This window comes from Pseudomonas sp. GNP013 (assembly GCF_054343995.1).
The window spans coordinates 5,545,331-5,570,854 of sequence record NZ_JBTGUT010000001.1 but is presented as its reverse complement, the minus strand read 5'-3'; the positions used below and the strand labels follow the sequence as shown (position 1 = coordinate 5,570,854).

The 25,524-nt window shown below is 62.1% G+C and carries 23 protein-coding genes and 1 riboswitch; of the genes, 12 read left to right on the top strand and 11 right to left on the bottom strand.

Annotated elements, in window-relative coordinates:
* Positions 1 to 15 precede the first annotated feature (15 nt).
* The 6 genes from fba to tkt form a co-directional block, all read right to left on the bottom strand.
* Positions 16 to 1,080, bottom strand: a complete 1,065-nt coding sequence (fba, locus tag ACXX81_RS24720) for a class II fructose-bisphosphate aldolase (protein ID WP_003234513.1) — start codon at positions 1,078 to 1,080, stop codon at positions 16 to 18.
* A 123-nt stretch (positions 1,081 to 1,203) separates the two neighbouring features.
* Complete coding sequence (locus ACXX81_RS24715) at positions 1,204 to 1,539, bottom strand: MliC family protein (protein WP_458572557.1); 336 nt, start codon at positions 1,537 to 1,539, stop codon at positions 1,204 to 1,206.
* A 61-nt stretch (positions 1,540 to 1,600) separates the two neighbouring features.
* On the bottom strand, positions 1,601 to 1,828 hold the full coding sequence (locus tag ACXX81_RS24710) for a hypothetical protein (RefSeq protein WP_458572556.1): 228 nt from the start codon (positions 1,826 to 1,828) through the stop codon (positions 1,601 to 1,603).
* Between the two features lie 32 nt (positions 1,829 to 1,860).
* Positions 1,861 to 3,024, bottom strand: coding sequence for a phosphoglycerate kinase (locus ACXX81_RS24705; RefSeq protein WP_458572555.1), 1,164 nt, complete (start codon positions 3,022 to 3,024; stop codon positions 1,861 to 1,863).
* A 17-nt stretch (positions 3,025 to 3,041) separates the two neighbouring features.
* The gene (epd, locus tag ACXX81_RS24700; protein ID WP_209985805.1) at positions 3,042 to 4,100 is read right to left on the bottom strand and encodes an erythrose-4-phosphate dehydrogenase; all 1,059 of its coding nucleotides are present in this window, start codon (positions 4,098 to 4,100) and stop codon (positions 3,042 to 3,044) included.
* A 166-nt stretch (positions 4,101 to 4,266) separates the two neighbouring features.
* The gene (gene tkt, locus ACXX81_RS24695; RefSeq protein ID WP_209985808.1) at positions 4,267 to 6,264 is read right to left on the bottom strand and encodes a transketolase; all 1,998 of its coding nucleotides are present in this window, start codon (positions 6,262 to 6,264) and stop codon (positions 4,267 to 4,269) included.
* 272 nt (positions 6,265 to 6,536) lie between these two features.
* On the opposite strand from tkt, the gene ACXX81_RS24690 reads away from it, so the two are divergent.
* The 5 genes from ACXX81_RS24690 to mltA all read left to right on the top strand — a co-directional run bounded on the left by ACXX81_RS24690 (position 6,537) and on the right by mltA (position 12,186).
* A complete protein-coding gene (locus ACXX81_RS24690) occupies positions 6,537 to 7,532 on the top strand; it encodes an ArsR/SmtB family transcription factor (protein ID WP_209985811.1) in 996 nt (331 codons plus the stop codon).
* A 19-nt stretch (positions 7,533 to 7,551) separates the two neighbouring features.
* A complete protein-coding gene (gene metK, locus ACXX81_RS24685) occupies positions 7,552 to 8,742 on the top strand; it encodes a methionine adenosyltransferase (protein WP_122542141.1) in 1,191 nt (396 codons plus the stop codon).
* 104 nt (positions 8,743 to 8,846) lie between these two features.
* Positions 8,847 to 10,511, top strand: coding sequence for an NAD-dependent DNA ligase LigB (gene ligB / locus ACXX81_RS24680; RefSeq protein ID WP_458572554.1), 1,665 nt, complete (start codon positions 8,847 to 8,849; stop codon positions 10,509 to 10,511).
* Positions 10,512 to 10,551: 40 nt separating this feature from the next.
* Positions 10,552 to 10,947 (top strand): DUF1090 domain-containing protein, encoded by a 396-nt coding sequence (locus tag ACXX81_RS24675; RefSeq protein ID WP_209985816.1) that lies wholly within the window; start codon positions 10,552 to 10,554, stop codon positions 10,945 to 10,947.
* A 42-nt stretch (positions 10,948 to 10,989) separates the two neighbouring features.
* Positions 10,990 to 12,186, top strand: coding sequence for a murein transglycosylase A (mltA, locus tag ACXX81_RS24670; RefSeq protein ID WP_458572553.1), 1,197 nt, complete (start codon positions 10,990 to 10,992; stop codon positions 12,184 to 12,186).
* Between the two features lie 260 nt (positions 12,187 to 12,446).
* Here mltA and ACXX81_RS24665 read toward each other — a convergent pair whose 3' ends face one another.
* Complete coding sequence (locus ACXX81_RS24665; protein WP_057006563.1) at positions 12,447 to 12,833, bottom strand: MAPEG family protein; 387 nt, start codon at positions 12,831 to 12,833, stop codon at positions 12,447 to 12,449.
* Positions 12,834 to 13,027: 194 nt separating this feature from the next.
* Between ACXX81_RS24665 and ACXX81_RS24660 the strand changes: the two genes are divergently transcribed.
* A complete protein-coding gene (locus ACXX81_RS24660; protein ID WP_057006562.1) occupies positions 13,028 to 14,287 on the top strand; it encodes a cation:proton antiporter in 1,260 nt (419 codons plus the stop codon).
* Here the strand turns inward: ACXX81_RS24660 and ACXX81_RS24655 are convergent.
* On the bottom strand, positions 14,281 to 15,168 hold the full coding sequence (locus ACXX81_RS24655) for a formate/nitrite transporter family protein (RefSeq protein WP_209985822.1): 888 nt from the start codon (positions 15,166 to 15,168) through the stop codon (positions 14,281 to 14,283). The genes ACXX81_RS24660 and ACXX81_RS24655 overlap by 7 nt on opposite strands.
* 76 nt (positions 15,169 to 15,244) lie before the next feature.
* Positions 15,245 to 15,649 carry an acyl-CoA thioesterase gene (locus tag ACXX81_RS24650; RefSeq protein WP_034128915.1) on the bottom strand — a complete coding sequence of 135 codons (405 nt, stop codon included), beginning with the start codon at positions 15,647 to 15,649 and terminating at the stop codon, positions 15,245 to 15,247.
* 198 nt (positions 15,650 to 15,847) lie between these two features.
* Positions 15,848 to 15,953, top strand: a riboswitch (S-adenosyl-L-homocysteine riboswitch).
* Between the two features lie 21 nt (positions 15,954 to 15,974).
* On the opposite strand from ACXX81_RS24650, the gene ahcY reads away from it, so the two are divergent.
* The 5 genes from ahcY to rhlE2 all read left to right on the top strand — a co-directional run bounded on the left by ahcY (position 15,975) and on the right by rhlE2 (position 22,530).
* Positions 15,975 to 17,384 carry an adenosylhomocysteinase gene (ahcY, locus tag ACXX81_RS24645; RefSeq protein WP_209985826.1) on the top strand — a complete coding sequence of 470 codons (1,410 nt, stop codon included), beginning with the start codon at positions 15,975 to 15,977 and terminating at the stop codon, positions 17,382 to 17,384.
* A gap of 172 nt (positions 17,385 to 17,556) precedes the next feature.
* On the top strand, positions 17,557 to 18,402 hold the full coding sequence (gene metF / locus ACXX81_RS24640; protein WP_209985829.1) for a methylenetetrahydrofolate reductase [NAD(P)H]: 846 nt from the start codon (positions 17,557 to 17,559) through the stop codon (positions 18,400 to 18,402).
* Positions 18,403 to 18,480: 78 nt separating this feature from the next.
* Positions 18,481 to 19,560 (top strand): hypothetical protein, encoded by a 1,080-nt coding sequence (locus tag ACXX81_RS24635; RefSeq protein ID WP_458572552.1) that lies wholly within the window; start codon positions 18,481 to 18,483, stop codon positions 19,558 to 19,560.
* Positions 19,561 to 19,623: 63 nt separating this feature from the next.
* The gene (locus tag ACXX81_RS24630; RefSeq protein WP_231423488.1) at positions 19,624 to 20,415 is read left to right on the top strand and encodes a substrate-binding periplasmic protein; all 792 of its coding nucleotides are present in this window, start codon (positions 19,624 to 19,626) and stop codon (positions 20,413 to 20,415) included.
* Positions 20,416 to 20,637: 222 nt separating this feature from the next.
* Complete coding sequence (gene rhlE2, locus ACXX81_RS24625; protein WP_209985840.1) at positions 20,638 to 22,530, top strand: RNA helicase RhlE2; 1,893 nt, start codon at positions 20,638 to 20,640, stop codon at positions 22,528 to 22,530.
* Positions 22,531 to 22,656: 126 nt separating this feature from the next.
* On the opposite strand, the gene ACXX81_RS24620 is transcribed toward rhlE2, so the two are convergent.
* A complete protein-coding gene (locus ACXX81_RS24620) occupies positions 22,657 to 23,235 on the bottom strand; it encodes a YceI family protein (RefSeq protein WP_209985844.1) in 579 nt (192 codons plus the stop codon).
* Between the two features lie 32 nt (positions 23,236 to 23,267).
* A complete protein-coding gene (locus ACXX81_RS24615; RefSeq protein WP_209985849.1) occupies positions 23,268 to 23,819 on the bottom strand; it encodes a cytochrome b in 552 nt (183 codons plus the stop codon).
* A 273-nt stretch (positions 23,820 to 24,092) separates the two neighbouring features.
* Between ACXX81_RS24615 and ACXX81_RS24610 the strand changes: the two genes are divergently transcribed.
* Complete coding sequence (locus tag ACXX81_RS24610) at positions 24,093 to 25,499, top strand: adenosylmethionine--8-amino-7-oxononanoate transaminase (RefSeq protein ID WP_209985854.1); 1,407 nt, start codon at positions 24,093 to 24,095, stop codon at positions 25,497 to 25,499.
* Positions 25,500 to 25,524 lie beyond the last annotated feature (25 nt).

Genomic DNA, 25,524 nt, shown 5'->3' with positions numbered 1-25,524 from the left:
CTAGACACCTAAGGCCTAGTTCACCTTGGCGTTCAACTCACCCTTCAAATACCGCTGATACATTGCTTCCAACGAAATCGGTTTGATCTTCGAAGCATTACCCGCCGTACCAAAGGCTTCATAGCGAGCGATACATACATCGCGCATCGCGGTCACGGTGGCGCCGAAGAACTTACGCGGGTCGAACTCGCTCGGGTTGGTGGCCATCAGGCGACGCATTGCGCCGGTGGAGGCCAGGCGCAGGTCGGTGTCGATGTTGACCTTGCGCACGCCGTGCTTGATGCCTTCGACAATTTCTTCAACCGGCACGCCGTAGGTTTCTTTAATGTCGCCGCCGTACTGGTTGATGATCGCCAGCCACTCCTGCGGCACGGAGGAAGAACCGTGCATCACCAGGTGGGTGTTGGGGATGCGCTTGTGGATTTCCTTGATGCGGTCGATGGCCAATACGTCGCCGGTCGGCGGCTTGGTGAACTTGTAGGCGCCGTGGCTGGTGCCGATGGCGATGGCCAGGGCGTCGACCTGGGTCTTTTTCACGAAATCAGCGGCTTCTTCCGGGTCGGTCAGCATCTGGCTGTGATCCAGTACGCCTTCGGCGCCGATGCCGTCTTCTTCGCCGGCCATGCCGGTTTCAAGCGAACCCAGGCAACCCAGCTCGCCTTCCACCGAAACACCGCAGGCGTGAGCCATGGCCACGGTTTGCTGGGTGACGCGTACGTTGTACTCGTAGTCAGTGGGGGTCTTGCCGTCTTCGCCGAGGGAGCCGTCCATCATGACCGAGCTGAAGCCCAGTTGGATGGAGCGCTGGCACACGTCAGGGCTGGTGCCGTGGTCCTGGTGCATGCACACCGGGATGTGCGGGAATTCTTCGATGGCGGCGAGGATCAGGTGACGCAGGAAAGGCGCACCGGCGTATTTGCGGGCACCGGCCGAAGCCTGGACGATCACGGGGGAGTCGGTCTTGTCAGCGGCTTCCATGATGGCGCGCATCTGCTCGAGGTTGTTGACGTTAAAGGCTGGGACGCCGTAGCCGAACTCGGCTGCGTGGTCCAGCATTTGACGCATGCTGATAAGTGCCATTGTGTTGTCTCTCCCGGTAGAGGGTCGTTAATCGTGCAAGCCTGCCGTAGCGGCGGCTGCTATTCAAGTTATTGCAGATCAAGGGGTTAAGCCTGGCCTGCTGAATCGTTATAGCTGTCGGATTCAGTTGGATTTGCAGCCCCTTCCGATCAAATCATCGGTGGCGACCCAGTAAACCAGGCCTTCCTCACCCTTGGTATGAAACGCCAATTGGCCGTCGCTATACAGAACACCCGAGGCGGCAACCTCTTGCTTGAGGCGATAAACCTGGTCCGAACCGCCAAGGCGCACATCCACTTCGGAACGGGCTGCATTGGCAAAGCGCCAGTTGACCTCGGCTTTGCTGTCGCAGGTCCAGGTGGTCCATTTGTCTGCCGGCTCTGGCGCCTTGTTGAACATGTTCATGCTGCTGCAACCGGCCAACAAGGCCAGGGCTGCCAGGGCGAATACGCCTTTCATTACCACTCCTCGAACGACGGCCCAAGGGCCGCCACTGCTGTCGGTTAGTTGATCAGACCCGTCATGGGCAACCCTGTTCCTGACCGTTGGGCGCGGCGTCGTATTGTTCCAGCCGTTCATTGCCGATGCGCTTGTTGATCACCGGCATGGTTTCGGCTTGCCAGTCGGCCTGGTAGCAGCTTTTTTTCGGCGCAGCCCCAGGCTTTTCTGCCTCGGGCGCAACGCTTGGCGTGCTGCCGCAGCCGGCCAACAGGCCCGCTGCGATCACCAGTGCCAACGACTTGATCATGGGAATGCTCCTTTTCCGGATCATGGCAGGCCTCAGCCCTTGGCCCGGGTTTCCAGCACTTCGACGGCCGGCAGGACTTTGCCCTCGACGAACTCGAGGAACGCGCCGCCACCGGTAGAAATGTAGGAGATCTGATCAGCAACGCCATATTTATCGATGGCGGCCAGGGTGTCACCGCCACCGGCGATGGAGAATGCCGAGCTTTCGGCAATCGCCTTGGCCAGCACTTTGGTGCCGTTGCCGAACTGGTCGAACTCGAACACGCCGACCGGGCCGTTCCACAGAATGGTCCGGGACGCCTTCAGCAGTTCAGCGAAGTTGGCCGCGGTTTGCGGGCCGATATCCAGAATCATGTCGTCATCGGCCACGTCGGCGATGAGTTTGACGGTGGCTTCGGCGCTTTCGGCGAACTCCCTGGCAACGACCACGTCGACCGGCAACGGCACGCTGACCTTGGCAGCAATGGCGCGGGCGGTATCCAGCAGGTCCGGTTCGTACAGCGACTTGCCCACCGGGTGGCCAGCGGCGGCGAGGAAGGTGTTGGCAATGCCGCCGCCGACGATCAACTGGTTGCAGATCTGGCTCAGGCTGTTGAGTACGTCCAGCTTGGTGGACACTTTGGAGCCGGCGACGATGGCGGCCATCGGTTGTGCCGGAGCGCCCAGCGCCTTGCCCAGTGCGTCCAGCTCAGCGGCCAGCAACGGGCCAGCCGCGGCAACCTTGGCGAACTTGGCCACGCCGTGGGTCGACCCTTCTGCGCGGTGAGCGGTGCCGAAGGCGTCCATCACAAACACATCACACAGCGCCGCATATTGCCGGGCCAGTTCGTCGCTGTTCTTTTTCTCGCCCTTGTTGAAGCGCACGTTTTCGAACAGCACGATGTCGCCGGCTTTAACGTCGACACCGTCCAGGTAGTCAGCCACCAGCGGCACGTCACGGCCCAGGGCCTTGCTCAGGTATTGCGCCACCGGCTTGAGGCTGTTTTCAGCCGAGAACTCACCTTCGGTCGGGCGACCCAGGTGGGAGCAGACCATCACGGCCGCGCCTTTTTCCAGAGCCAGCTTGATGGTCGGCAGCGAGGCCAGGATTCGCGCATCGCTGGTGACCACACCGTCCTTGACGGGGACGTTGAGGTCTTCGCGAATCAGTACGCGCTTACCTTGCAGATCGAGGTCGGTCATCTTCAACACGGTCATGGGTCGCAGTTCCTGAATTACTGTTGAGGTTGTTGGGGTGAGGCCACTTGCAGGTAGTGCTGGGCAACGTCGAGCATGCGATTGGCAAAGCCCCATTCGTTGTCGAACCAGGCCAGGATATTCACCAGCCGAGGGCCGGAGACGCGGGTCTGGCTGGCGTCGACGATTGCCGAATGCGGGTCGTGGTTGAAATCACAACTGGCGTGGGGCAACTCGGTATAGGCCAGCAGGCCTTTGAGCGGGCCGCGGGTGGCAGCGTCGCGCAGTATCCGATTGACCTCCGCGGCATCGGTGTCGCTGATGCTCTGCAGGGTGATGTCCAGGCAAGACACGTTTACCGTCGGCACCCGTACGGCTTTGGCCTGGATTCGCCCGGCAAGTTCCGGCAGCAATCGCTCGATGCCACGGGCCAGGCCGGTGGACACCGGGATCACCGACTGGAACGCCGAGCGCGTGCGACGCAGGTCTTCATGGTGGTAGGCATCGATCACCGGCTGGTCGTTCATCGCCGAGTGAATGGTGGTGATCGACACGTAATCGATGCCAATCGACCGGTCCAGCAGGCGCAACAGCGGCACGCTGCAGTTGGTGGTACAGGACGCGTTGGACACCAGCAACTCGGCGCCGGTCAGGCAGTCCTGGTTAATGCCGTAGACGATGGTGGCGTCGACATCCGCCTCGCTGGCCATCGGCTGGGAAAACAGCACACGCGGCGCGCCGGCGTCGAGAAAACGCTGGCCGTCGGCGCGGGTGTTATAGACACCGGAACATTCCAGCACCAGGTCGACACCCAGTGCCTTCCAGTCGATGCCTTCGGGGGTGGCACTGCGCAATACCTGCACGCAGTTGCCATTGATATGCAGACAGTCGTCTTCAACCCGCACTTCGCCGGGAAAGCGGCCGTGGGTGGAGTCAAAGCGTGTCAGGTATTCGATGCTGGCCATGTCGGCCAGATCGTTGATCGCGACAATCTCGAACCCGGCTGCCGCCCCTCGCTCGAACAGCGCACGCAAGACGCAACGACCAATACGGCCGTAGCCGTTGAGTGCAACTTTGTAGGGACGCGGTTGGGGCATGGGGTTCTCGATCAACTTGGGTGAAGGGGTGAATGTGCCGCCGCCTTCGCGAGCAAGCCCGCTCCCACATTTTGATCGGGTTCACACAATGGAACTGTGAACCCATTCAAGTGTGGGAGCGGGCTTGCTCGCGAAGAGGCCAGCACAGCCACCTCAATCTACAGCCTTAGTCTTCCAGCAGCTCTTCAGCCTGACCCAGGATGTTTTCCAGAGTGAAACCGAACTCTTCGAACAACGCTGGCGCCGGCGCCGACTCACCGTAGGTGGTCATGCCGATCACGCGGCCTTCCAGGCCCACGTACTTGTACCAGTAGTCGGCGTGTGCCGCTTCAACGGCGATACGCGCGCTGACCTGCAACGGCAATACCGATTGCTTGTAGCCAGCGTCCTGGGCTTCGAACACGCTGGTGCACGGCATGGACACAACACGTACGTTGCGGCCTTGCGCGGTCAGCTTGTCGTAGGCCTGCACAGTCAGCCCCACTTCGGAACCGGTGGAGATCAGGATCAGCTCTGGCTCACCGATGCAGTCCTTGAGCACGTAGCCACCACGGCTGATGTCGGCGATCTGTGCGTCGGTACGCACCTGATGCTGCAGGTTCTGACGCGAGAAGATCAGCGCCGAAGGGCCGTCCTTGCGCTCGATGGCATGCTTCCAGGCCACCGCAGATTCCACCGCGTCGGCCGGGCGCCAGCAATCCAGGTTCGGCGTGGTCCGCAGGCTGGTCAGTTGCTCGACCGGCTGGTGCGTCGGGCCGTCTTCGCCCAGACCGATGGAGTCGTGGGTGTACACATGGATCACGCGTTTTTTCATCAGCGCGGCCATGCGCACAGCGTTACGCGCGTATTCCATGAACATCAGGAAGGTCGCGCCGTAAGGCACCAGCCCGCCGTGCAGGGACACGCCGTTCATGATGGCGCTCATGCCGAACTCGCGCACGCCGTAGTACATGTAGTTGCCGCTGGCGTCTTCGGCCGACACGCCTTTGCAGCCTTTCCACAGGGTCAGGTTGGAACCGGCCAGGTCGGCCGAGCCGCCGAGGATTTCGGGCAGCAGCGGACCAAAGGCGTTCAGGGTGTTCTGGCTGGCTTTACGGCTGGCGATGGTCTCGCCCTTGGCCGCAACTTCGGCGATGTAGGCCGAGGCTTTTTCCGAGAAGTCGGCCGGCAGGTCACCGGCCAGACGACGTACCAGTTCGTTGGCCAATTCCGGGAATTCGGCGGAGTAGGCGGCAAAACGCTGGTCCCACTCGGCTTCAGCTGCCAGGCCTTTTTCCCTGGCGTCCCATTCGGCGGCGATATCGGCCGGAATTTCGAACGGGCCGTAGTTCCACTTCAGCGCTTCGCGGGTCAGGGCGATTTCCGCGTCACCCAGCGGCGCACCGTGGCAGTCTTCCTTGCCCTGCTTGTTCGGCGAGCCGAAACCAATGGTGGTTTTGCAGCAGATCAGGGTCGGTTGCACGCTCTTGCGCGCGGTGTCGATGGCGGTCTTGATCTCTTCCGGATCGTGGCCGTCGACGTTGCGGATCACCTGCCAGTTGTAGGCTTCAAAACGCTTCGGGGTGTCATCGGTGAACCAGCCTTCGACTTCGCCGTCGATGGAGATGCCGTTGTCATCGTAGAAGGCAATCAGCTTGCCCAGGCCCAGGGTGCCGGCCAGGGAGGCGACTTCATGGGAAATGCCTTCCATCATGCAGCCATCACCCAGGAACACATAGGTGTGGTGGTCGACGATGTCATGGCCGGGACGGTTGAACTGCGCGCCCAGGACTTTTTCAGCCAGCGCAAAACCCACGGCGTTGGCCAGGCCCTGGCCCAGGGGACCGGTAGTGGTCTCGACGCCCGGGGTGTAGCCGAATTCCGGGTGACCCGGGGTGCGGCTGTGCAGCTGGCGGAAGCTCTTGAGGTCGTCAATGGTGACGTCGTAGCCGGTCAGGTGCAGCAGCGAATAGATCAGCATCGAACCGTGGCCGTTGGACAGCACGAAGCGGTCACGGTCGGCGAAGGAGGGATTGCTCGGGTTGTGCTTCAGGTAATCACGCCAAAGGACCTCGGCGATATCCGCCATGCCCATCGGGGCACCGGGATGGCCGCTGTTGGCTTTTTGCACGGCATCCATGCTGAGGGCACGAATGGCGTTGGCACGCTCACGACGGCTGGGCATCGCTGTTCTCCTGAGGATTCTGAATAGTGAGTGATTAAAAGAAACGCAAAAAAGGACCGGCATTTTCCCTCAGCCACCGCCTGTGGGCAATGACCGATACTCACATGAGGCCGTTTTTCCTGTGGTTGGCGCGCCAATGCCCTGTAGAACCGCGCCACCCGCTCGTCCAGAAGATAGAGCGGCTGCTTATAACCGCCACTTATCGTTCAATATCAAAACTTTTTGATATTGGCCTTGCGATGACTCCACCCCGTCACTAGACTGCTGGCCTTATGAACCTGACCGTGCCTTCCCTGCGTCCCGACGATAGCGATGAGCTGGCCGCCCTGTGCAAGGCCGCCGGTGACCCGTTGCGCCTGAACGTACTGCGCGCGCTGGCCAACGATTCGTTTGGCGTATTGGAGCTGTCGCGGATCTTCGCCATCGGTCAGTCCGGCATGAGCCACCATCTGAAGGTACTGGCTCAGGCCGACCTGGTGGCCACCCGCCGCGAAGGCAACGCCATTTTTTACCGGCGCGCCCTGCCCCACACCGAGTTGCTCGGCGGCAAACTGCACGGCGCCCTGCTCGAAGAAGTCGACAACCTGAGCCTGCCCGGCGACGTGCAGACACGCATCAGCGAGGTGCACGGGCAACGCGCAGCCGCCAGCCAGGATTTTTTCTCACGGGTGGCCGAAAAGTTTCGCGCCCAGCAGGACTTGATTGCCGGCCTGCCTCAGTACCGCGAAAGCGTATTGGCGCTGCTCGACAAGTTAAGCTTCAGTAACAAGGCCACCGCACTGGAAGTAGGCCCCGGCGACGGCGGTTTCCTGCCGGACCTGGCGCGGCGTTTTGTGCAGGTTACGGCGCTGGACAACAGCCCGGCGATGCTGGAGCTGGCCCGCCAGCTGTGTGAGCGCGAGGCGCTGGGCAATGTCACCCTGCAACTGGCTGATGCGTTGAGCGACACGCCCTTGCAGGCCGACTGCGTGGTGCTGAACATGGTCCTGCACCATTTCGCCGCCCCGGCAGACGCCCTCAAACAAATGGCCGGGTTGCTGCACCCCGGCGGTAGCCTGCTGGTTACGGATTTATGCAGCCACAACCAGAATTGGGCCAGGGAGGCCTGCGGTGATCTCTGGTTGGGTTTTGAACAGGACGATCTGGCCCGTTGGGCCACCGCTGCGGGACTCGTTCCCGGGGAAAGCCTCTATGTAGGTTTACGTAATGGTTTCCAGATCCAGGTCCGCCACTTTCAGCGACCGGCTGGCGACACTCACCATCGGTAAATATCAGGAAATCATCGAGATGAGCGAATACTCCCTTTTCACCTCCGAGTCCGTGTCTGAAGGGCATCCGGACAAAATCGCCGACCAGATTTCCGATGCGGTGCTGGACGCCATCATTGCTGAAGACAAATTCGCCCGCGTGGCGTGCGAGACGCTGGTGAAAACCGGTGTAGCAATCATCGCCGGTGAAGTGACCACCACCGCCTGGGTCGACCTGGAGCAGATCGTTCGTGACGTGATCACCGACATTGGCTACAACAGCTCCGACGTCGGCTTCGACGGCGCCACCTGCGGCGTGATGAACATCATCGGCAAGCAGTCCCCGGACATCAACCAGGGTGTGGACCGCGCCAAGCCGGAAGACCAGGGCGCCGGCGACCAGGGCCTGATGTTCGGCTACGCCAGCAACGAAACCGACGTGCTGATGCCGGCACCGATCACCTTCTCGCACCAGTTGGTGCAGCGTCAGGCCGAAGCCCGCAAAACCGGCCTGCTGCCGTGGCTGCGTCCGGACGCCAAGTCCCAGGTGACCTGCCGTTACGAAGGCGGCAAAGTCGTGGGTATCGACGCCGTTGTACTGTCGACCCAGCACAATCCGGACGTTTCCTACGCCGACCTGCGCGAAGGCGTGATGGAGCTGATCGTCAAACACGTGCTGCCGGCCGAGTTGCTGAGCAAAGACACCCAGTTCCACATCAACCCGACCGGCCAGTTCATCATCGGTGGCCCGGTGGGTGACTGCGGCCTCACCGGTCGCAAGATCATCGTCGACAGCTACGGCGGCATGGCCCGTCACGGCGGCGGCGCGTTCTCGGGTAAAGACCCGTCCAAGGTTGACCGTTCGGCGGCCTACGCCGGTCGTTATGTGGCCAAGAACATCGTGGCCGCCGGCCTGGCAGAGCGCTGCGAGATTCAGGTTTCCTACGCGATCGGCGTGGCCCAGCCTACGTCGATCTCGCTGAATACCTTCGGCACCGGCAAGATCAGCGACGACAAGATCGTCAAGCTGGTGCGTGAGATCTTTGACCTGCGCCCGTACGCAATCACCACCATGCTCGACCTGCTGCACCCGATGTACCAGGAAACCGCAGCCTACGGGCACTTCGGTCGTACGCCTGCGCAGAAAACCGTCGGCGACGACACCTTCACTACCTTCACCTGGGAAAAAACCGACCGCGCCAACGACCTGCGCACCGCCGCCGGCCTGTAACTTCGGCAAGCGGAAATACCCGGTAAAAAGCCCCGCCCTGTCGGGGCTTTTTTGTGCCCGCGGGAATCATTTAGGCTGAGGACCCTTTTCGAGCAAGGATGCTCATGATGCGTCTGGTGATTGTTCTCTTACTTTGTACCCTGGCCTGTCGAACATGGGCCGAAGACTGCCCCCCACAAGCGCAAACTCAGGTTGGCACCCTGGCCGAACAGATCCGATTGTGGGACGACAGCTACCACCGCCTCGGCCAGTCGCCCGTCAGCGATGAGCTCTATGACCAGGCCCGCCAGCGTTTGGCCAACTGGCGCCAGTGTTTCCCCCGGACCACGGCGGTGGCTGACCAGCCATTGGCCAGCGCGCGGGGCACGTTGCGCCATCCGGTCGCCCATACCGGCCTGGAAAAGCTCGCCGACGAAGTGGCCGTCGCCGCCTGGCTGGGCAACCGGCACGACGTGTGGGTCCAGCCCAAAGTCGACGGCGTCGCCGTCACGCTGCGGTACCGCAAAGGCCGCCTGACGCAGGTGATCAGCCGCGGCGATGGCCAGTTCGGCCAGGACTGGTCGGCGTCTGCGCGCAGGATTCCCGGCGTCGTCCAGCAACTGCCGGAGCCCCTCGACCTGCTGCTGCAAGGCGAACTCTACTGGCGTCTCGACGACCACGTGCAATCGGCGCAGGGCGGGCTCAACAATCGCGGCAAGGTGGCCGGCCTGATGAACCGCCGCCAGTTGAGCAACGCCGAGGCCGCCGGTATCGGCCTGTTCGTCTGGGCCTGGCCGGAAGGCCCGGCATCCTTCGTCGAACGCCTGGCCAGCCTTGAGCGGTGGGGCTTCGGGGATACCCGGCGCTACAGCCAGCCCGTCCGGAACATCACCGACGCCGCATACTGGCGCGTCTATTGGTACAACCAGCCCCTGCCCTTCGCCAGCGACGGCGTGGTGCTGCACCAGGCGCAGCGCGCACCCGCCGAGCGCTGGAAAGCCAGCCCGCCCTACTGGGCGGCCGCCTGGAAATACCCGGCAGCCAAAGCCCTGGCGCTGGTGCGTGACGTCCAGTTCAAGATCGGGCGCACCGGGCGCATCACACCCATACTGGAACTGGAGCCGGTGCGGCTGGACGACCGGCAGATCAGTCGGGTGAGTGCCGGCTCGCTGAGGCGCTGGCAGGCCATGGACATCCGCCCTGGCGACCAGGTGTCGATCACCCTGGCCGGGCAGATCATCCCGCACCTGGACCAGGTCATCCTGCGCAGCACCCACAGGGAGGACCTGGCCGTACCCGACCCGCGTCACTATCACGCCTTGAGTTGCTGGAAACTGGATCCGGGGTGCGATGAGCAGTTGCTCGCACGCCTGACCTGGCTGAGTGGCAGCCAGGGGCTCGCACTGCCCCATGTGGGCCGCGAAACCTGGAGCCTGTTGATCGAGGCCGGCCTGATCGCAAGCCTGCTCGATTGGTTGACCCTGGAAGCGACAGAGCTTGCTAACATTGACGGCTTCGGTGATCGCAGCCGCGCGCGGGTAATTGACAGCCTGCGCAGCGCCCGGCAACGGCCGTTCGCACAATGGCTCAAAGCCTTGGGTGTACCGCCTGCGGCACGCAACAATCTGGACGGCGACTGGCAGACGCTGGTCGCCAGAGACCACCAGGCCTGGCTCGCCATCGATGGCATCGGCCCGGGTCGCGCGGCGCAACTGAGCGCTTTTTTTCGCGATCCGCACGTGCTGAGCCTGGCCGAAACACTACGCGTGGCCGGTATAGACGGGTTTTGAACCGTGCCCGGCCCCTTCGATTGCGACCCTGGAGTAACCCATGAAATTTCTAGCCCCTTTCGCGCTGTTTACCGTCGCCAGTTTCATGACCATGCCGCTACTGGCCGCTGAAGAAGCCGACCCACTCACCGGCTGCGCCGCCAAGCGCCAGGCCATCAGCACCCAGATCGAGCAGGCCAGGGCCCAGGGTAACGGCGCACAACAGGCGGGCCTGGAAAAAGCCTTGAGTGAAGTCACCGCCAACTGCACCGACGCATCCCTGAAAAAGGAGCGTGAAAACAAGGTGCTCGACGCCAAGCACGAAGTCAGCCGCCGTCAGGCCGACCTCGACAAGGCGATGAAAAAGGGTGACGCCGACAAGATCAACAAGCGCAAGGACAAGCTCGCCGAGTCGCGCAAAGAGTTGCAGGACGCGGTGGAAGAGCTCGACCAATAACGGCCGCCAGTGATCGCAAAATTGTTTTCAGGAAGTGCATGCATGAATGTCACCGTTAAACCCTGGGGCCACCGCCTGGCGTGGGCCCTACCGATGATCGCGCTGCTGGCCGGCTGCGACATGGGCAAAGACACCGGCAACGTCGCCGTTGAACCGCAGCCTGCCAAGCCCCATGCCATCGCCACGTATGTCGACGCGCCGTGGGAAGCCTTGCCGGCCGTGTCCGACAGCGACCTGCTGGCCGGGTTCGAGTCCTGGCGCAGCGCCTGCCAACGCCTCAAGGCCGACCCGGTATGGGGCACTACCTGCGCCGCAGCGGCCAGCGTGCCCACCGATGCCGTGGCAGTACGCGGTTTTCTCAAGGAGCGTCTGGACGTGTTCGGCCTGCGCTCGGCGGACGACAGCGCGAACGGCTTGATCACCGGCTATTACGAGCCGGTCTACCCCGGCAGCCTGACCGAAACCGCCAGCGCCCACGTGCCGGTGTACGGCGTGCCGGACGACCTGATCATCGTCAATCTGGAGAGCATCTACCCCGAACTCAAGGGCAAACGCCTGCGTGGGCGCCTCGAAGGCCGCGTGCTCAAGCCCTATGACGATGCAGCCACCGTCAACAGCCAGGGCTCCACGGCCAAGCCGATTGCCTGGCTGACCAACCCCATGGACCTGCAATTCCTGCAGATCCAGGGCTCCGGCCGTATTCAACTGGCCGATGGGCGCCAACTGCGCGTCGGCTATGGTGACCAGAACGGCTACCCCTACCGCCCCATTGGCCGTTGGCTGGTGGAGCAGGGCGAGCTGAAAAAAGAAGACGTGACCATGGGCGCCATCAGCGCCTGGGCCAAGGCCAACCCGCAACGCATACCCGAACTGCTGGCGAGCAATCCCAGCTACGTCTTCTTCAGCGCCCGCCCCGACAGCAACGAAGGCCCACGCGGCTCGCTCAATGTGCCCCTGACCGCCGGCTACAGCGTGGCGGTGGACCGCAAGGTCATCCCGCTGGGCAGTCTGCTGTGGCTGTCGACCACCAAACCGGACGGCTCACCCATCGCCCGACCGGTGGCCGCGCAGGACACCGGTGGCGCGATCACCGGCGAAGTGCGTGCGGACCTGTTCTGGGGCACCGGCGAGGCGGCGGGTGAACTGGCAGGAAACATGAAGCAGCAGGGACAAATCTGGATGCTCTGGCCCAAAGGCGTAGCGTTGCCGCATGTACCGGATGCGCCGACCGGGACCTGACAACGCTATCGCCCAGCAAACTGAGGCTTGTGGAGAGCGGGTCTGTCGGGGCTTGCCCTAATGCCGTTCAGTTAAGCGCAGATTCCCTGTGGCGAGCAGGCTTGTCCTGCACTGGGCTGCGCAGCAGCCCCAAAGCCAGGCGCTGAGCCGTATCAGGTACACCGCGTTTTGCTCGATGGGGGGCGCTTCGCACCCCAACGCGGGGCAAGCCCGCTCGCCACAGATCAGCCCCGCTAACACAGGCAGGCTTGCATCAGGCTTCAGATCGAGACGAAGAAGAAACTCGCGATCAGCGCCATACCCACCACCCACACCAGCGAACGCAGCATCGCCCAGTCCGCCAGGTAGCAAATGATGTACAGCAGACGACTGGTGATAAACAGCACCGCCAGCACATTGATGGTCACCAGTTCGGCCGTGCCGGCCAGGTGCGCGATGATCACCGCCGCGGCGAACGCCGGAGTCACTTCAAAGCTGTTGAGTTGCGCACTGTGGGCGCGCTTGGCAAACCCATCGAGGGTTTCCAGGTAGGCGCGGGGGTCGTGGTTCTGCCGTGGGCCAAACTTGCCGCCGCTGAACTTGGCCACCCCCGTGCACAGGTAAGGCAGGAAAATTGCGATCAATACACACCAGAAAGCTACCGTCATCACTGAATTCCTTTTGTCGTTTTATGCAGCAATTAGAGTTCTAGCACTAAAAACGCCCAATCGCACCTAACCGCTTAGGTGCCATGGCACACACAAAGGTTCTATCGCGCTTTCGCCACCACGGCCTGCAACATCATGTTGATATTGCTGTCCATGCCCCATCAATCACTTTGCCTGTCTTCCAAGGACCCCGGATGCTTGAACTTGTCGCCGCCTTCATTTGCCTCACCACCCTGCTCACCTATGTGAACTACCGGTTTATCGGCCTGCCGCCCACCATCGGCGTGATGGTCACTGCGCTGCTGTTTTCCCTGATTCTGCAAGGCCTGAGCTTTCTCGGTTTTCCTGGCCTGGAGGAACGCATCCAGCAGCTCATCGGCCAGATCGACTTCGGCGACCTGCTGATGAACTGGATGCTCTCGTTCCTGCTGTTCGCCGGCGCCCTGCACGTCAACCTCAACGACCTGCGCAGCTACCGCTGGCCCATCGGCCTGCTGGCGACCTTCGGTGTGCTGATCGCCACCGTGGTGATCGGCAGTCTGGCGTATTACATTTTTGCCCTGTTCGGCTGGCACGTCAGCTTCCTGTACTGCCTGCTCTTCGGCGCGTTGATTTCGCCCACCGACCCGATTGCGGTGTTGGGCGTTCTGCGTACCGCCAACGCCTCGAAACCGCTGAAGACCACCATCGTCGGCGAGTCGTTGTTCAACGACGGCACGGCGGTGGTGGTGTTTACCGTGCTGCTGGGCATCGCGCAGTTGGGAGAAACCCCAACAGTCGGCGCCACCGCGATGCTGTTCGCCCATGAGGCGATTGGCGGTGTGGTGTTCGGCGGGCTGATCGGCTACCTCGTGTACCTGATGATCAAGAGCATCGAGCAGCACCAGATCGAAGTGATGCTGACCCTGGCGCTGGTGATCGGTGGCTCGGCGATGGCGTCCGAATTGCACGTCAGCGCGCCGATTGCGATGGTGGTGGCCGGCCTGATCATCGGCAACCTGGGGCGCAAACTGGCCATGAACGACATGACCCGACGCTACCTGGACGGCTTCTGGGAATTGCTCGACGACATGCTCAACGCACTGCTGTTTGCGCTGATCGGTATGGAACTGCTGCTGTTGCCGTTCAACTGGCTGCACGTATTTGCGGCCAGTTTGCTGGCGGTGGCCATCCTGCTCTCGCGCCTGCTCACCGTGGCGCCGGCAATTCTGCTGCTGCGGCGCTGGCGCACGGTGCCACGCGGCACCATTCGCATCCTCACCTGGGGCGGTCTGCGCGGCGGCGTTTCGGTGGCATTGGCCCTGGCGTTGCCGTTGGGCCCGGAGCGCGACCTACTGCTGAGCATCACCTACATCGTGGTGCTGTCGTCGATCCTGTTGCAGGGTTTGAGCATCGGCAAACTGGTCAAGCGCGTGACCCGGGGCGAACCCGAGGCCACGCCCGACGCTCACTGATCCTTCTTGACCTGCTGCGGATGCCTGGGGTCCGCAGCCTGTTTGCCGGGCAGGCTGCCTTCGCTGCGGATCTGCGCATGGCTGATCAAGGCAAAGATAAAACTGCCGCCGATGATATTGCCGGCCAGCGTCGGCCCGGCGAACACCAGCCAGAAGTCGTGCCACGACAGCTCACCGGCAAACACCAGGTAGGACACCTCCGCCGAGCCGACGACGATGTGGGTGAAGTCACCCAGCGCCATCAGGTAGGTGATGAGGATGATGATCCACATCTTGGCGCTTTCCATCGACGGGATCATCCACACCATGGTGGCGATCATCCAGCCCGAGACGATGCCCTTGGCAAACATCTGGCCGGCGTCGTTTTCCATGATCTTGCGGCCAATCTCGAGGAAGGCCATGTCGGTCTTGGCGTCGAAGATCGGCAGGTGCAGCATCACGTAGGCCACCAGCAAGGTGCCGCACAGGTTGCCCACCAGCACCACCGACCACAGGCGCAACAGCCGACCGACATTGGCCAGCGTCGGCTTGCTCATCACTGGCAGCACGGCGGTCAGGGTGTTTTCGGTAAAGAGTTGCTGGCGCGCGAGGATCACCGCCAGGAAGCCTGCGCAATAACCGAAGCTGGCGATGACCTTAAAGGCCTCACCATCCGGCAGCCGTGAGTTGAGCAACCCCATGGCCATCAGCGACAGCCCCATGGTCAACCCGGCAGCCAGTGCCGACCACCAGAGTGCGGCGACATTGCGCTCCAGTTCCTGATCGCCCTGGGTGCGGATGATCTCGTGCAGTACCGCCGCGCGGGGCGGCTGGTTCTCGTCTACGTCCTGCTGCTCTTCCTGCGACAGGTTGGGAGTCTTGCCGTCTGCTTGCGTGGCCATGGTGATACCTGAACGGGGGGGCGATGTTCAGGTACGACCTATGGCCAATCAATAGCGTTCACTGGCCCCGGCAGTATTATTCGCTGAGGCCGTCTTCCTGGAACTGGTCCTTCACGTACTTGATCTCGGTACGCCCGTGGGGCGCGGGCAAACCGTCCTCACCGAGGTTCACGAAGACCATTTTCTCGACGGTCAGGATGCTCTTGCGGGTGATCTTGTTGCGCACCTCACAGGTGAGCGTGATGGAGGTGCGGCCGAACTCGGTGGCGGTGATGCCCAGCTCGATGATGTCGCCCTGGCGCGAGGCGCTGACGAAGTTGATTTCGGAGATATATTTGGTAACGACGCGCTGGTTGCCCAGTTGGACAATCGCGTAGATTGCCGCTTCTTCGTCGATCCAGCGCAACAGGCTGCCGCCGAACAGGGTGCCGTTGGGGTTGAGGTCTTCGGGTTTAACCCATTTGCGGGTGTGGAAGTTCATGGTCACTCCAAAGCGTCTGGCCAAATGATGGGCAGCATCATGGCAGAGCCCGCGTCCAAGCTCTATGCACCAGTGCCTATCGCGCCCATGAGCGATCTGCATGCCGCCGACGGAAAGGCTTGGGAAGTGCCACGTACACCGCTATAATCCCCACCGATTCAAAACGGTCATCTCACCTTGATACCGTTCTCCCGCCACCTGTCCGAGGGGCGCTGCAGCAGGTTCACCCTGTCAGGCTCGGATGGGGCGTTGCCCGGCCTGGTTTCACGGCTGGATACTAAACGCACAACGGCGCCCATTCGCACACTACGAATGGAGGCTCTCTATGAGCGCTGTAATCACGCCTGCAGAATTCAACGACTACAAAGTCGCCGACATGTCCCTCGCCGCCTGGGGCCGTCGCGAAACCTTTATCGCCGAATCCGAAATGCCTGCCCTGATGGGCCTGCGTCGCAAGTACGCCGCTGAGCAGCCGCTCAAGGGCGCGAAGATTCTCGGCTGCATCCACATGACCATCCAGACCGCCGTGCTGATCGAAACCCTGGTTGCCCTCGGTGCCGAAGTGCGTTGGTCATCCTGCAACATTTTCTCGACTCAGGACCAGGCCGCCGCTGCCATCGCCGCCGCCGGCATCCCGGTATTTGCCTGGAAAGGCGAGACCGAAGAAGAGTACGAGTGGTGCCTGGAGCAGACCATCCTCAAGGATGGCGCGCCATGGGATGCCAACATGATCCTCGACGACGGCGGCGACCTGACCGAGTTGCTGCACAAGAAGTACCCGGCCATCCTCGACCGCGTCCACGGCGTGACCGAAGAAACCACCACCGGCGTGCATCGCCTGCTGGACATGCTGGCCAAGGGCGAGCTGAAAATCCCGGCCATCAACGTCAATGACTCGGTGACCAAGAGCAAGAACGATAACAAGTACGGCTGCCGTCACAGCCTCAACGATGCCATCAAGCGCGGCACCGACCACCTTTTGTCGGGCAAGCAGGCCCTGGTGATCGGCTACGGTGACGTGGGCAAGGGTTCGTCCCAGTCCCTGCGTCAGGAAGGCATGATCGTCAAGGTTTCCGAAGTCGATCCAATCTGCGCCATGCAAGCCTGCATGGACGGTTTCGAAGTGGTTTCGCCGTTCATCGATGGCGTCAATGACGGCACCGAAGCCAGCATCGACAAGGCCCTGCTGGGCAAGATCGACCTGATCGTGACCACCACCGGCAACGTGAATGTGTGTGACGCGAACATGCTCAAGGCCCTGAAAAAGCGCGCCGTGGTGTGCAACATCGGTCACTTCGACAACGAGATCGACACCGCTTTCATGCGCAAGAACTGGGCATGGGAAGAAGTGAAGCCGCAGGTGCACAAGGTTCACCGCACCGGCGCTGGCGCTTTCGATCCACAGAACGACGACTACCTGATCCTGCTGGCCGAAGGCCGTCTGGTAAACCTGGGTAACGCCACTGGCCACCCAAGCCGCATCATGGATGGCTCGTTCGCCAACCAGGTACTGGCGCAGATTTTCCTGTTCGAACAGAAGTACGCCGACCTGTCGCCCGCCCAGAAAGCCGAGCGTCTGACCGTGGAAGTACTGCCGAAGAAACTCGACGAAGAAGTGGCCCTGGAAATGGTCCGCGGCTTCGGCGGCGTGGTGACCCAACTGACCAAAACCCAGGCCGACTACATCGGCGTGACGGTTGAAGGCCCGTTCAAGCCGCACGCTTACCGGTACTGACAGCAGCAGCAAGCTTTTTAGCTACAAGCGGCAAGTGAAGGCGCTTGCGGCGAGGGCTTGCTACTTCCTTACTCTTTAAGCAGCCATGAGCGGTGAGCTTCAAGCGACAAGAACAGGCGCACCGCCCCTCTTGCAACTTGAAGCTTGCAACTTGCAGCTGGAGCCCTCCCCCATGTCCCAAGACCGTCGCTACAGCTTCGAGTTCTTCCCGACGAAGACCGATGCTGGGCATGAAAAATTGATGGCGACTGCCAAGCAGTTGGCCAGCTTCAACCCCGACTTCTTCTCCTGCACCTACGGCGCCGGCGGTTCGACCCGCGATCGCACGATCAACACCGTGTTGCAGCTGGAAAGTGAAATCAAGGTTCCCGCCGCACCGCACTTGTCGTGCGTGGGCGACAGCAAGGCCGACCTGCGCAGCCTGCTGACCCAATACAAAGCCGCCGGCATCAAGCGCATCGTCGCCTTGCGTGGCGACCTGCCGTCCGGCATGGGCATGGCCAGCGGCGAGCTGCGCTACGCCAATGAGCTGGTGAGCTTCATTCGCGAGGAAAGCGGCGATCACTTCCACATCGAAGTGGCGGCTTACCCGGAAATGCATCCCCAGGCGCGCAACTTCGAAGACGATCTGCAGAATTTCGTGCGCAAGGCCAACGCCGGCGCCGACAGCGCGATCACCCAGTACTTCTTCAACGCCGACAGCTACTTCTACTTTGTCGAGCGTGTTCAAGCCATGGGCGTGAACATCCCGATCGTCCCGGGCATCATGCCGATCACCAACTACAGCAAGCTGGCGCGTTTTTCCGACGCCTGCGGGGCCGAGATCCCACGCTGGGTGCGCAAGCAACTGGAAGCCTACGGCGACGACGTCAAGAGCATCCAGGCGTTCGGCGAGCAGGTCATCACCCAGATGTGTGAACAGTTGTTGCAAGGTGGCGCGCCAGGGTTGCACTTCTATACCCTGAACCAGACCGAGCCCAGCCTGGCCATCTGGAACAACCTCAAGCTGCCGCGCTGAAGGTTGCCCGACCGTGCCAAGGCCCTCGTCTTTACGAGGGCCTTTGACGTTTTACCTGCCCACGGAACCCCGTCGTCCATGAATACAGCGTCCCCGTCTTCCCGCCCGCAACTGGTGTACCTGGTCTTCGGCTCCGAGACCTACCACCAGGAAGCCGTCTTCAGCATCGCCAGCGCGCTGGCGTTTCTGCAGGCCACCCCGGACGCCGTGGATATCCAGGTATTCAGCGACAACCCCGAGCCCTATCGCCTGCTGCCGGTGCGCGTGCGTCCGCTGGACGACGCCACGCGCAAACGCTGGAGCGAGCCTCACGGCTACCACTTTCGCACCAAGCACGTGGTATTGCGCCAGGTGCTCGAAGAGTCGCCGGTGGCGATGCTGATCGACACCGACACCTTCTTCCACCATTCGCCCCTGGCCCTGTTCGAACGCGTGCAGCCCGGCACCCTGCTGTGCAACGCCTTCTACACCCGATACGGCGACAACCACGAAAGCATTCTCTACACCGCCCTGCACCAGCGTCTGCTGGAGATGGGCGTGGCGGACGATGACATGATGACCCTCAACTCCGGGGTCATGGGCCTGACCCGGCAGGACGCGGCGGTGCTGGATCGCTCGATTGAACTGATGGACGAGCTGTTCCCCCACGCCCAGGGCGCCTACACCCTGGAAGAGTTTTGCCTGTCGATTGCCGCCTACCGCACCGTGAATGTGCGCGAGTGCCCCGACCTCATCCACCATTACTGGAGCCGCAAACAACTGTTCCGGGCCAAGGTCAAGGCGTGGATTGCCAAGCACGCAGCGGCGCCCACCAGTGCCCAGGCGCTGGCCGACACGCGCCAGGTGTCCGCCCACCTGCCACGCCCGCCACGCCTGCAACGCCTGATGTACAAGTTGATCACGCTGGTGCTGCCCAAGCATCAGCAACAGTTCATCCGCGAAATTCTCTACGGTTGCTACGAACACGAGAATGAATTCGACCAGGCGTGTGGCCCGGTTTGGTGGGACAAGGCGCGGCAGAATCAGGAAGAGCGCCAGAAACGCCCGATTGACGCCCACCAGCTTGAACACTGGTTCGCCAACCCTGTGGTGCGCCTGATTCTGGGCGAGCGGCGTTCGGCAATCTATCAACACCTGATGACGACACCCGGCAAATAGCCCTCGCCGCAAATGCCCGTGCCAGCGCTTTTCTTTAGCGCTGGAGCATCGTAACCTCAGGCCATGCCTGTCCTTTTCAAGCTGTTGAGCGCTGCCCTTCTTACTTGCCTGAGCCTGGCCGCTTACGGCGAGACACTGCGCATTGTCACCGAGCCCTGGGCGCCCTATGTGTACGACGACAAGGGCACCATGCGCGGGCTCGACTACGAAACCACGGTGATTGTGTTCGAGCGCCTGGGCGTGGAAGTGCAGTGGCAATTCCTGCCGTGGAAGCGCTGCCTGGCGATGCTCGAGCAGGGCCACGCCGACGGCGTGCTGGATATTTTTCGCAATCATGCGCGCGACGCCCAACTGCTCTACCCCAGCGAACCGCTGTCGACCGTGGAGTTCGTGTTGTTCTATGCCAACGACCGCCCGCACCCCGCCAACTCCCTGAATGATCTCGCCGGGCTGACGGTGGGTACGTCGCCGGGTTATCTCTACGCGGACAGCTTCAACGACGCCCCGCAGTTCAACCGCGAGCCCGCCGCAAGCCATGAAGCCAACTTCGGCAAACTGCTGCTCGGGCGCATCGACCTGGCAATCACCGACCGCCGCGTAGGACAACACCTGATCAAGAATCTTGCGTTGCAGGACAAGGTCAGCCAGGCACCGCTGGTGGTCAACCGCCAGCCACAGTTTCTCGCCGTGCGCCGTGGCGCGGGCATGGACCTGCTGGTACAGCGCTTCGCCGCCGAGCTCAAACGCTTCAAACAGGAGCCCGCCTACGCCGCCCTGAGCGCCAAATATGCCGGAGTTCAGGCTATTTCGGCAGCGCAAGGCACCGTTGAGCAGCAGGAAAGCGGCGTAAAGTGATTGCTCTGTTATACTCCGGCCTTCCCGCCAGGCTTACGCCCGGCCGCTGAGGTCTTGAAAAAGGCACCCAACCCCGCTACAGCGCAGCTTTGCAGCCCGCGCGAGCCGGTGGAGTGCCCGCCAGACGCAGCAGGACCGGACGGGATTACGCTCCCCTAAGCGCCATTCACGCCCGGCAAGATTATCCCTTTGGGCCAAGCCCTAACTAAAACAGGATTACTCATGTCCTTTGCTTCCCTCGGTCTCTCCGAGGCTTTAGTCCGCGCCATCGAGGCAGCGGGCTATACCGAGCCTACTCCGGTGCAACAGCGGGCCATTCCCGCCGTGTTGCAAGGTCGCGACCTGATGGTTGCGGCGCAGACAGGTACTGGTAAAACCGGCGGTTTCGCCCTCCCGATTCTGGAGCGGTTGTTCCCCAACGGTCACCCGGACAAATCCCAGCGTCACGGCCCGCGCCAACCGCGCGTACTGGTCCTGACCCCCACCCGCGAACTCGCCGCCCAGGTGCACGACAGCTTCAAGCTGTATGCCCGCGACCTGAAGTTCGTCAGCGCCTGCATCTTCGGCGGCGTCGGCATGAACCCGCAGGTTCAGGCCATGTCCCGTGGCGTTGACGTGCTGGTTGCCTGCCCGGGTCGCTTGCTCGACCTGTGCGGCCAAGGCAGCGTCGACCTGTCCCACGTGGAAATCCTCGTGCTGGACGAAGCCGACCGCATGCTCGACATGGGCTTTGTCCATGACGTGAAAAAGGTCCTCGCCCGCCTGCCGGCCAAACGTCAGAACCTGCTGTTCTCGGCGACGTTCTCCAACGACATCACCGCCCTGGCCGGCAAGCTGCTGCACAACCCGGAACGCATCGAAGTCACGCCGCCCAACACCACGGTCGAGCGTATCGAGCAACGCGTCTTCCGCCTGGCCGCCAGCCACAAGCGCTCGCTGCTGGCGCACCTGATCACCCACGGCGCGTGGGAACAGGTGCTGGTGTTCACCCGCACCAAGCATGGCGCCAACCGCCTGGCCGAGTACCTGGACAAGCACGGCCTCACCGCCGTCGCCATCCACGGCAACAAGAGCCAGAACGCGCGCACCAAAGCCCTGGCCGACTTCAAGGCCGGTGAAGTGCGCATCCTGGTGGCCACCGATATCGCCGCGCGCGGCCTGGACATCGACCAGTTGCCGCACGTGGTCAACTTCGAGCTGCCAAACGTCGACGAAGACTATGTGCACCGTATCGGCCGTACCGGCCGCGCCGGTCGTTCGGGCGAGGCCATCTCGCTGGTTGCACCGGACGAAGAAAAACTGCTGAAAAGCATCGAGCGCATGACCAAGCAGAAAATCGCCGACGGCGACCTGATGGGCTTCGACTCGAGCGCCGTAGAGGCCGAAAAACCAGAAGTGCGCGAGCGTCCGGACGTGCGTAATCCACGCAACCCACGCGGTCCCAAGGGCGATGGCCCGAACGGTGGCGGTGGCGGCGGTGGTCGTCGCGACAAGGGCAAGGACAAGGGCGGCAAGGACAAAGCGCCTGCCAATGCCCGTGGCGAACGCCCGGCCCGTGAGCAGAAGCCTCGTGAAGGCACGCCGGCACGCGAACAGCGTCAGCCGAGCCAGCCGCCACGCGCCGCGTCGGACCGCGCCCCGGACGAGTTCCTGGACGATGACGTGGACAACTTCGGTAACCGCGTCGACTACGTGCCCCAGGCCAAACCGGCCCAGGGCCGTGGCCGTCGTCCGGGTGCGCCGGCACAAGGCGCCGGCGCTGGCGCCTCTGCTCCCCGTGGCGGTCAGCCGCAGGGCGCTCGCCAGAACGGCCCGCGCAACAGCAGCGGCGGCACCACCGGCACTCCGCCGGCCAAACGCAGCGGCCCGCGCAACGGCGCACCGCGTGACGGCCAGGCGCGCCGCGAAGACTCGCGCAGCAACAACCGCCGCCCGGCCCGTGACGAGCCACAACGCTCCTCCGAGCCAGCCGTGCAGAACCCGCGCAGCGGCCCGGCGCCGAAGATTATCCACAAGGAGTCCAAAGCCGACCGCTTTCCGACACCCGAGCAGTTGGATCAACTGCCAGGCCGTCCTCGTGGTGAAAAACCAGCGCTGCTGACCCGCAACCGCTAAGTTTCAAAAAGCCATAAAAAATGCCCCGGCTCTTTGGAGACGGGGCATTTTTTTGCCTGTGATACAGATCAAAAATGTGGGAGGGGGCTTGCCCCCTCCCACACTGAACGCATTCAGGCGAGAAAATTACTTCTGCTTCACGCCTTCCAGCGAGATGTCCAGGTCGACAGTCTGCGACGTCGGGCCTGGGCCCTTGATGCCGAAGTCGGTCAGGTTAAGCGTCGTGGTGGCGTTGAAGCCGGCGCGTTCGCCGCCCCATGGATCCTTGCCTTCACCGTTGAAGGTGGCCTTGAATACCACGGGCTTGGTCACGCCGTGGAAGGTCAGGTCGCCGGTCACGTCAGCGGTTTTCTCGCCGGTGGATTTGACGGCAGTGGACACGAACTTGGCATCGGCAAACTTGGCGACGTCCAGGAAGTCCTTGCTGGAGATGTGCTTGTCACGCTCGGCGTGGTTGGACCACAGGCTCGCGGTCTTCACGTCGACGGCGATTTTGCTGGCTTCAGGCTTGGCGGCATCCCAGCTGAAGGAGCCATCCCAGTCCTTGAAGGTACCGTGGATGTAGCTGTAGCCCAGGTGGCTGATTTTCCAGTCGATGAAGGCGTGCTGGCCTTCCTTGTCGATCTTGTAGTCAGCGGCCATTACCTGGCCTGCGGACAACAGCGCAGTACCGATTGCCAGAGCAGCGAGGGTCTTTTTCAACATGCTTTCTATTCCTTGTGAGTCGAGGTTGAACATCAGGCTTTGCGCCCCAGCATTCGCAGCAGGGTCACATCACGATCGATAAAGTGGTGTTTCAACGCAGCCACGCCATGCAAGCCGGCGAAGACCACCAACACCCAGGCCAGGTACAGGTGCACCCAGCCGGCGGTGTCTGCCTGGTCCGGTAGACCGGAAACCAGCGCAGGAATTTCAAACAGGCCAAACACCGGGATACCGACACCGTCTGCGGTGGAAATCAGGTAACCGGCAATCATCACCGCAAACAGACCCACGTATAAAAATGCGTGGCCGAAGGCGGCACCGATACGGGTCATACGGCTGTAGCTGGCCAGCGCCGGCGGCGGCGGGCTGAGCAGGCGCCACACCACGCGCAGCAGCATGATGGCGAACAGCGTGATACCAATGCTCTTGTGCAGGTCCGGCGCCTCTTTGCGCCACGCGCTGTAATAGTCCAGGCCGACCATCCACAGTCCCAGCGCGAACAGACTGAACACCACCAGGGCCACGCCCCAGTGCAGAACCATGCTGACCCAACCGTAACGGGCCGGAGAATTGCGTAACTGCATGTACTTAATCCCGTAAGTGCTGTGCCCAAGACTAGCGATTTATCTATCGAATTAAAGCCGAAAATTTTGCTTTGAAATATCGAAAAATGCGATCTGGAGGGTATGAACAGTAAATTAACATCGGATTAAGGACTATCCCGAATAAACGTGACACACCGTCCTGCGTTTACTGCCAATTCATCCGTAATGGGTTGTGACACAGCCGCCCATTGCATAGGCTTGCGCGACTGTTTCGCCTGCGCCCGGCGCAGGACCGCTTCGAGGAGATCACCGATGGGCCTGAATAACCAGTGGATGCAGCGCGACCTCGCGGTGCTGTGGCATCCCTGCACCCAGATGAAAGACCACCAGCAACTGCCGCTGATCCCGATCAAGCGCGGCGAAGGCGTGTGGCTGGAAGACTTCGAAGGCAAGCGCTACCTCGACGCCGTCAGTTCATGGTGGGTCAACGTGTTCGGTCACGCCAACCCGCGCATCAACCAGCGCATCAAGGACCAGGTCGATCAGCTGGAACACGTGATCCTCGCCGGCTTCAGCCACCAGCCGGTGATCGAGCTGTCCGAGCGCCTGGTGGCGATGACGCCCGAGGGCCTGACCCGCTGCTTCTACGCCGACAACGGTTCGTCATGCATCGAAGTCGCCTTGAAGATGAGCTTTCACTACTGGCTCAACCGCGGCCTGCCGAATAAAAAGCGCTTCGTCACCCTCACCAACAGCTACCACGGCGAAACCATTGCGGCGATGTCGGTGGGCGACGTGCCGCTGTTTACCGAAACCTACAAGGCGCTGCTGCTCGACACCCTCAAAGTGCCGAGCCCGGACTGCTACCTGCGCCCCGAGGGCGTGAGCTGGGAAGAACACTCGCGCACGATGTTCCTGGCCATGGAACAGACCCTGGCCGAGCACCACGACACCGTCGCCGCCGTGATCGTCGAACCGCTGATCCAGGGCGCCGGCGGCATGCGCATGTACCACCCGGTCTACCTCAAGCTGCTGCGCGAAGCGTGCGATCGCTACGGCGTGCACCTGATCCACGATGAAATCGCCGTGGGCTTTGGCCGCACCGGCAGCATGTTCGCCTGTGAGCAGGCCGGCATCCGTCCGGACTTCCTGTGCCTGTCCAAGGCCCTCACCGGCGGCTACCTGCCGTTGGCGGCGGTGGTCACCACGGATGATGTCTACGACGCCTTCTACGACGACTACCCGACCCTGCGCGCCTTCCTGCATTCCCACAGCTACACCGGCAACCCGCTGGCCTGCGCTGCGGCCCTGGCAACCCTGGATATTTTCGAAGAAGACAACGTCATCGAAAACAACAAGGCCCTGGCCCAGCGGATGGCCACGGCCACCGCGCACCTGGTGGACCACCCCCACGTCTCGGAAGTGCGCCAGACCGGCATGGTATTGGCCATCGAAATGGTCCAGGACAAAGCCACCAAAACCGCCTACCCGTGGCAGGAACGCCGTGGCCTCAAGGTCTTCGAGCACGCCCTGGAGCGCGGCGCGCTGTTGCGGCCGCTGGGCAGCGTGGTGTATTTCCTGCCACCGTATGTGATTACACCGGAGCAGATCGACTTCCTGGCCGAAGTGGCCAGCGAAGGCATCGACATCGCGACCAACAGCAAAGTCAGCGTGGCGGTGCCAACCGATTTTCACCCGGGCTTCCGCGATCCGGGCTGATTGCCTTCACACCTTTTCCAGAGAA

Excerpts from the sequence above, each read along its gene's own strand:
- fba (WP_003234513.1), bottom strand. The coding sequence starts at position 1,080 with ATGGCACTTATCAGCATGCGTCAAATGCTGGACCACGCAGCCGAGTTC.
- ACXX81_RS24715 (WP_458572557.1), bottom strand. The coding sequence starts at position 1,539 with ATGAAAGGCGTATTCGCCCTGGCAGCCCTGGCCTTGTTGGCCGGTTGC.
- ACXX81_RS24710 (WP_458572556.1), bottom strand. The coding sequence starts at position 1,828 with ATGATCAAGTCGTTGGCACTGGTGATCGCAGCGGGCCTGTTGGCCGGC.
- ACXX81_RS24705 (WP_458572555.1), bottom strand. The coding sequence starts at position 3,024 with ATGACCGTGTTGAAGATGACCGACCTCGATCTGCAAGGTAAGCGCGTA.
- epd (WP_209985805.1), bottom strand. The coding sequence starts at position 4,100 with ATGCCCCAACCGCGTCCCTACAAAGTTGCACTCAACGGCTACGGCCGT.
- tkt (WP_209985808.1), bottom strand. The coding sequence starts at position 6,264 with ATGCCCAGCCGTCGTGAGCGTGCCAACGCCATTCGTGCCCTCAGCATG.
- ACXX81_RS24690 (WP_209985811.1), top strand. The coding sequence starts at position 6,537 with ATGAACCTGACCGTGCCTTCCCTGCGTCCCGACGATAGCGATGAGCTG.
- metK (WP_122542141.1), top strand. The coding sequence starts at position 7,552 with ATGAGCGAATACTCCCTTTTCACCTCCGAGTCCGTGTCTGAAGGGCAT.
- ligB (WP_458572554.1), top strand. The coding sequence starts at position 8,847 with ATGATGCGTCTGGTGATTGTTCTCTTACTTTGTACCCTGGCCTGTCGA.
- ACXX81_RS24675 (WP_209985816.1), top strand. The coding sequence starts at position 10,552 with ATGAAATTTCTAGCCCCTTTCGCGCTGTTTACCGTCGCCAGTTTCATG.
- mltA (WP_458572553.1), top strand. The coding sequence starts at position 10,990 with ATGAATGTCACCGTTAAACCCTGGGGCCACCGCCTGGCGTGGGCCCTA.
- ACXX81_RS24665 (WP_057006563.1), bottom strand. The coding sequence starts at position 12,833 with ATGACGGTAGCTTTCTGGTGTGTATTGATCGCAATTTTCCTGCCTTAC.
- ACXX81_RS24660 (WP_057006562.1), top strand. The coding sequence starts at position 13,028 with ATGCTTGAACTTGTCGCCGCCTTCATTTGCCTCACCACCCTGCTCACC.
- ACXX81_RS24655 (WP_209985822.1), bottom strand. The coding sequence starts at position 15,168 with ATGGCCACGCAAGCAGACGGCAAGACTCCCAACCTGTCGCAGGAAGAG.
- ACXX81_RS24650 (WP_034128915.1), bottom strand. The coding sequence starts at position 15,649 with ATGAACTTCCACACCCGCAAATGGGTTAAACCCGAAGACCTCAACCCC.
- ahcY (WP_209985826.1), top strand. The coding sequence starts at position 15,975 with ATGAGCGCTGTAATCACGCCTGCAGAATTCAACGACTACAAAGTCGCC.
- metF (WP_209985829.1), top strand. The coding sequence starts at position 17,557 with ATGTCCCAAGACCGTCGCTACAGCTTCGAGTTCTTCCCGACGAAGACC.
- ACXX81_RS24635 (WP_458572552.1), top strand. The coding sequence starts at position 18,481 with ATGAATACAGCGTCCCCGTCTTCCCGCCCGCAACTGGTGTACCTGGTC.
- ACXX81_RS24630 (WP_231423488.1), top strand. The coding sequence starts at position 19,624 with ATGCCTGTCCTTTTCAAGCTGTTGAGCGCTGCCCTTCTTACTTGCCTG.
- rhlE2 (WP_209985840.1), top strand. The coding sequence starts at position 20,638 with ATGTCCTTTGCTTCCCTCGGTCTCTCCGAGGCTTTAGTCCGCGCCATC.
- ACXX81_RS24620 (WP_209985844.1), bottom strand. The coding sequence starts at position 23,235 with ATGTTGAAAAAGACCCTCGCTGCTCTGGCAATCGGTACTGCGCTGTTG.
- ACXX81_RS24615 (WP_209985849.1), bottom strand. The coding sequence starts at position 23,819 with ATGCAGTTACGCAATTCTCCGGCCCGTTACGGTTGGGTCAGCATGGTT.
- ACXX81_RS24610 (WP_209985854.1), top strand. The coding sequence starts at position 24,093 with ATGGGCCTGAATAACCAGTGGATGCAGCGCGACCTCGCGGTGCTGTGG.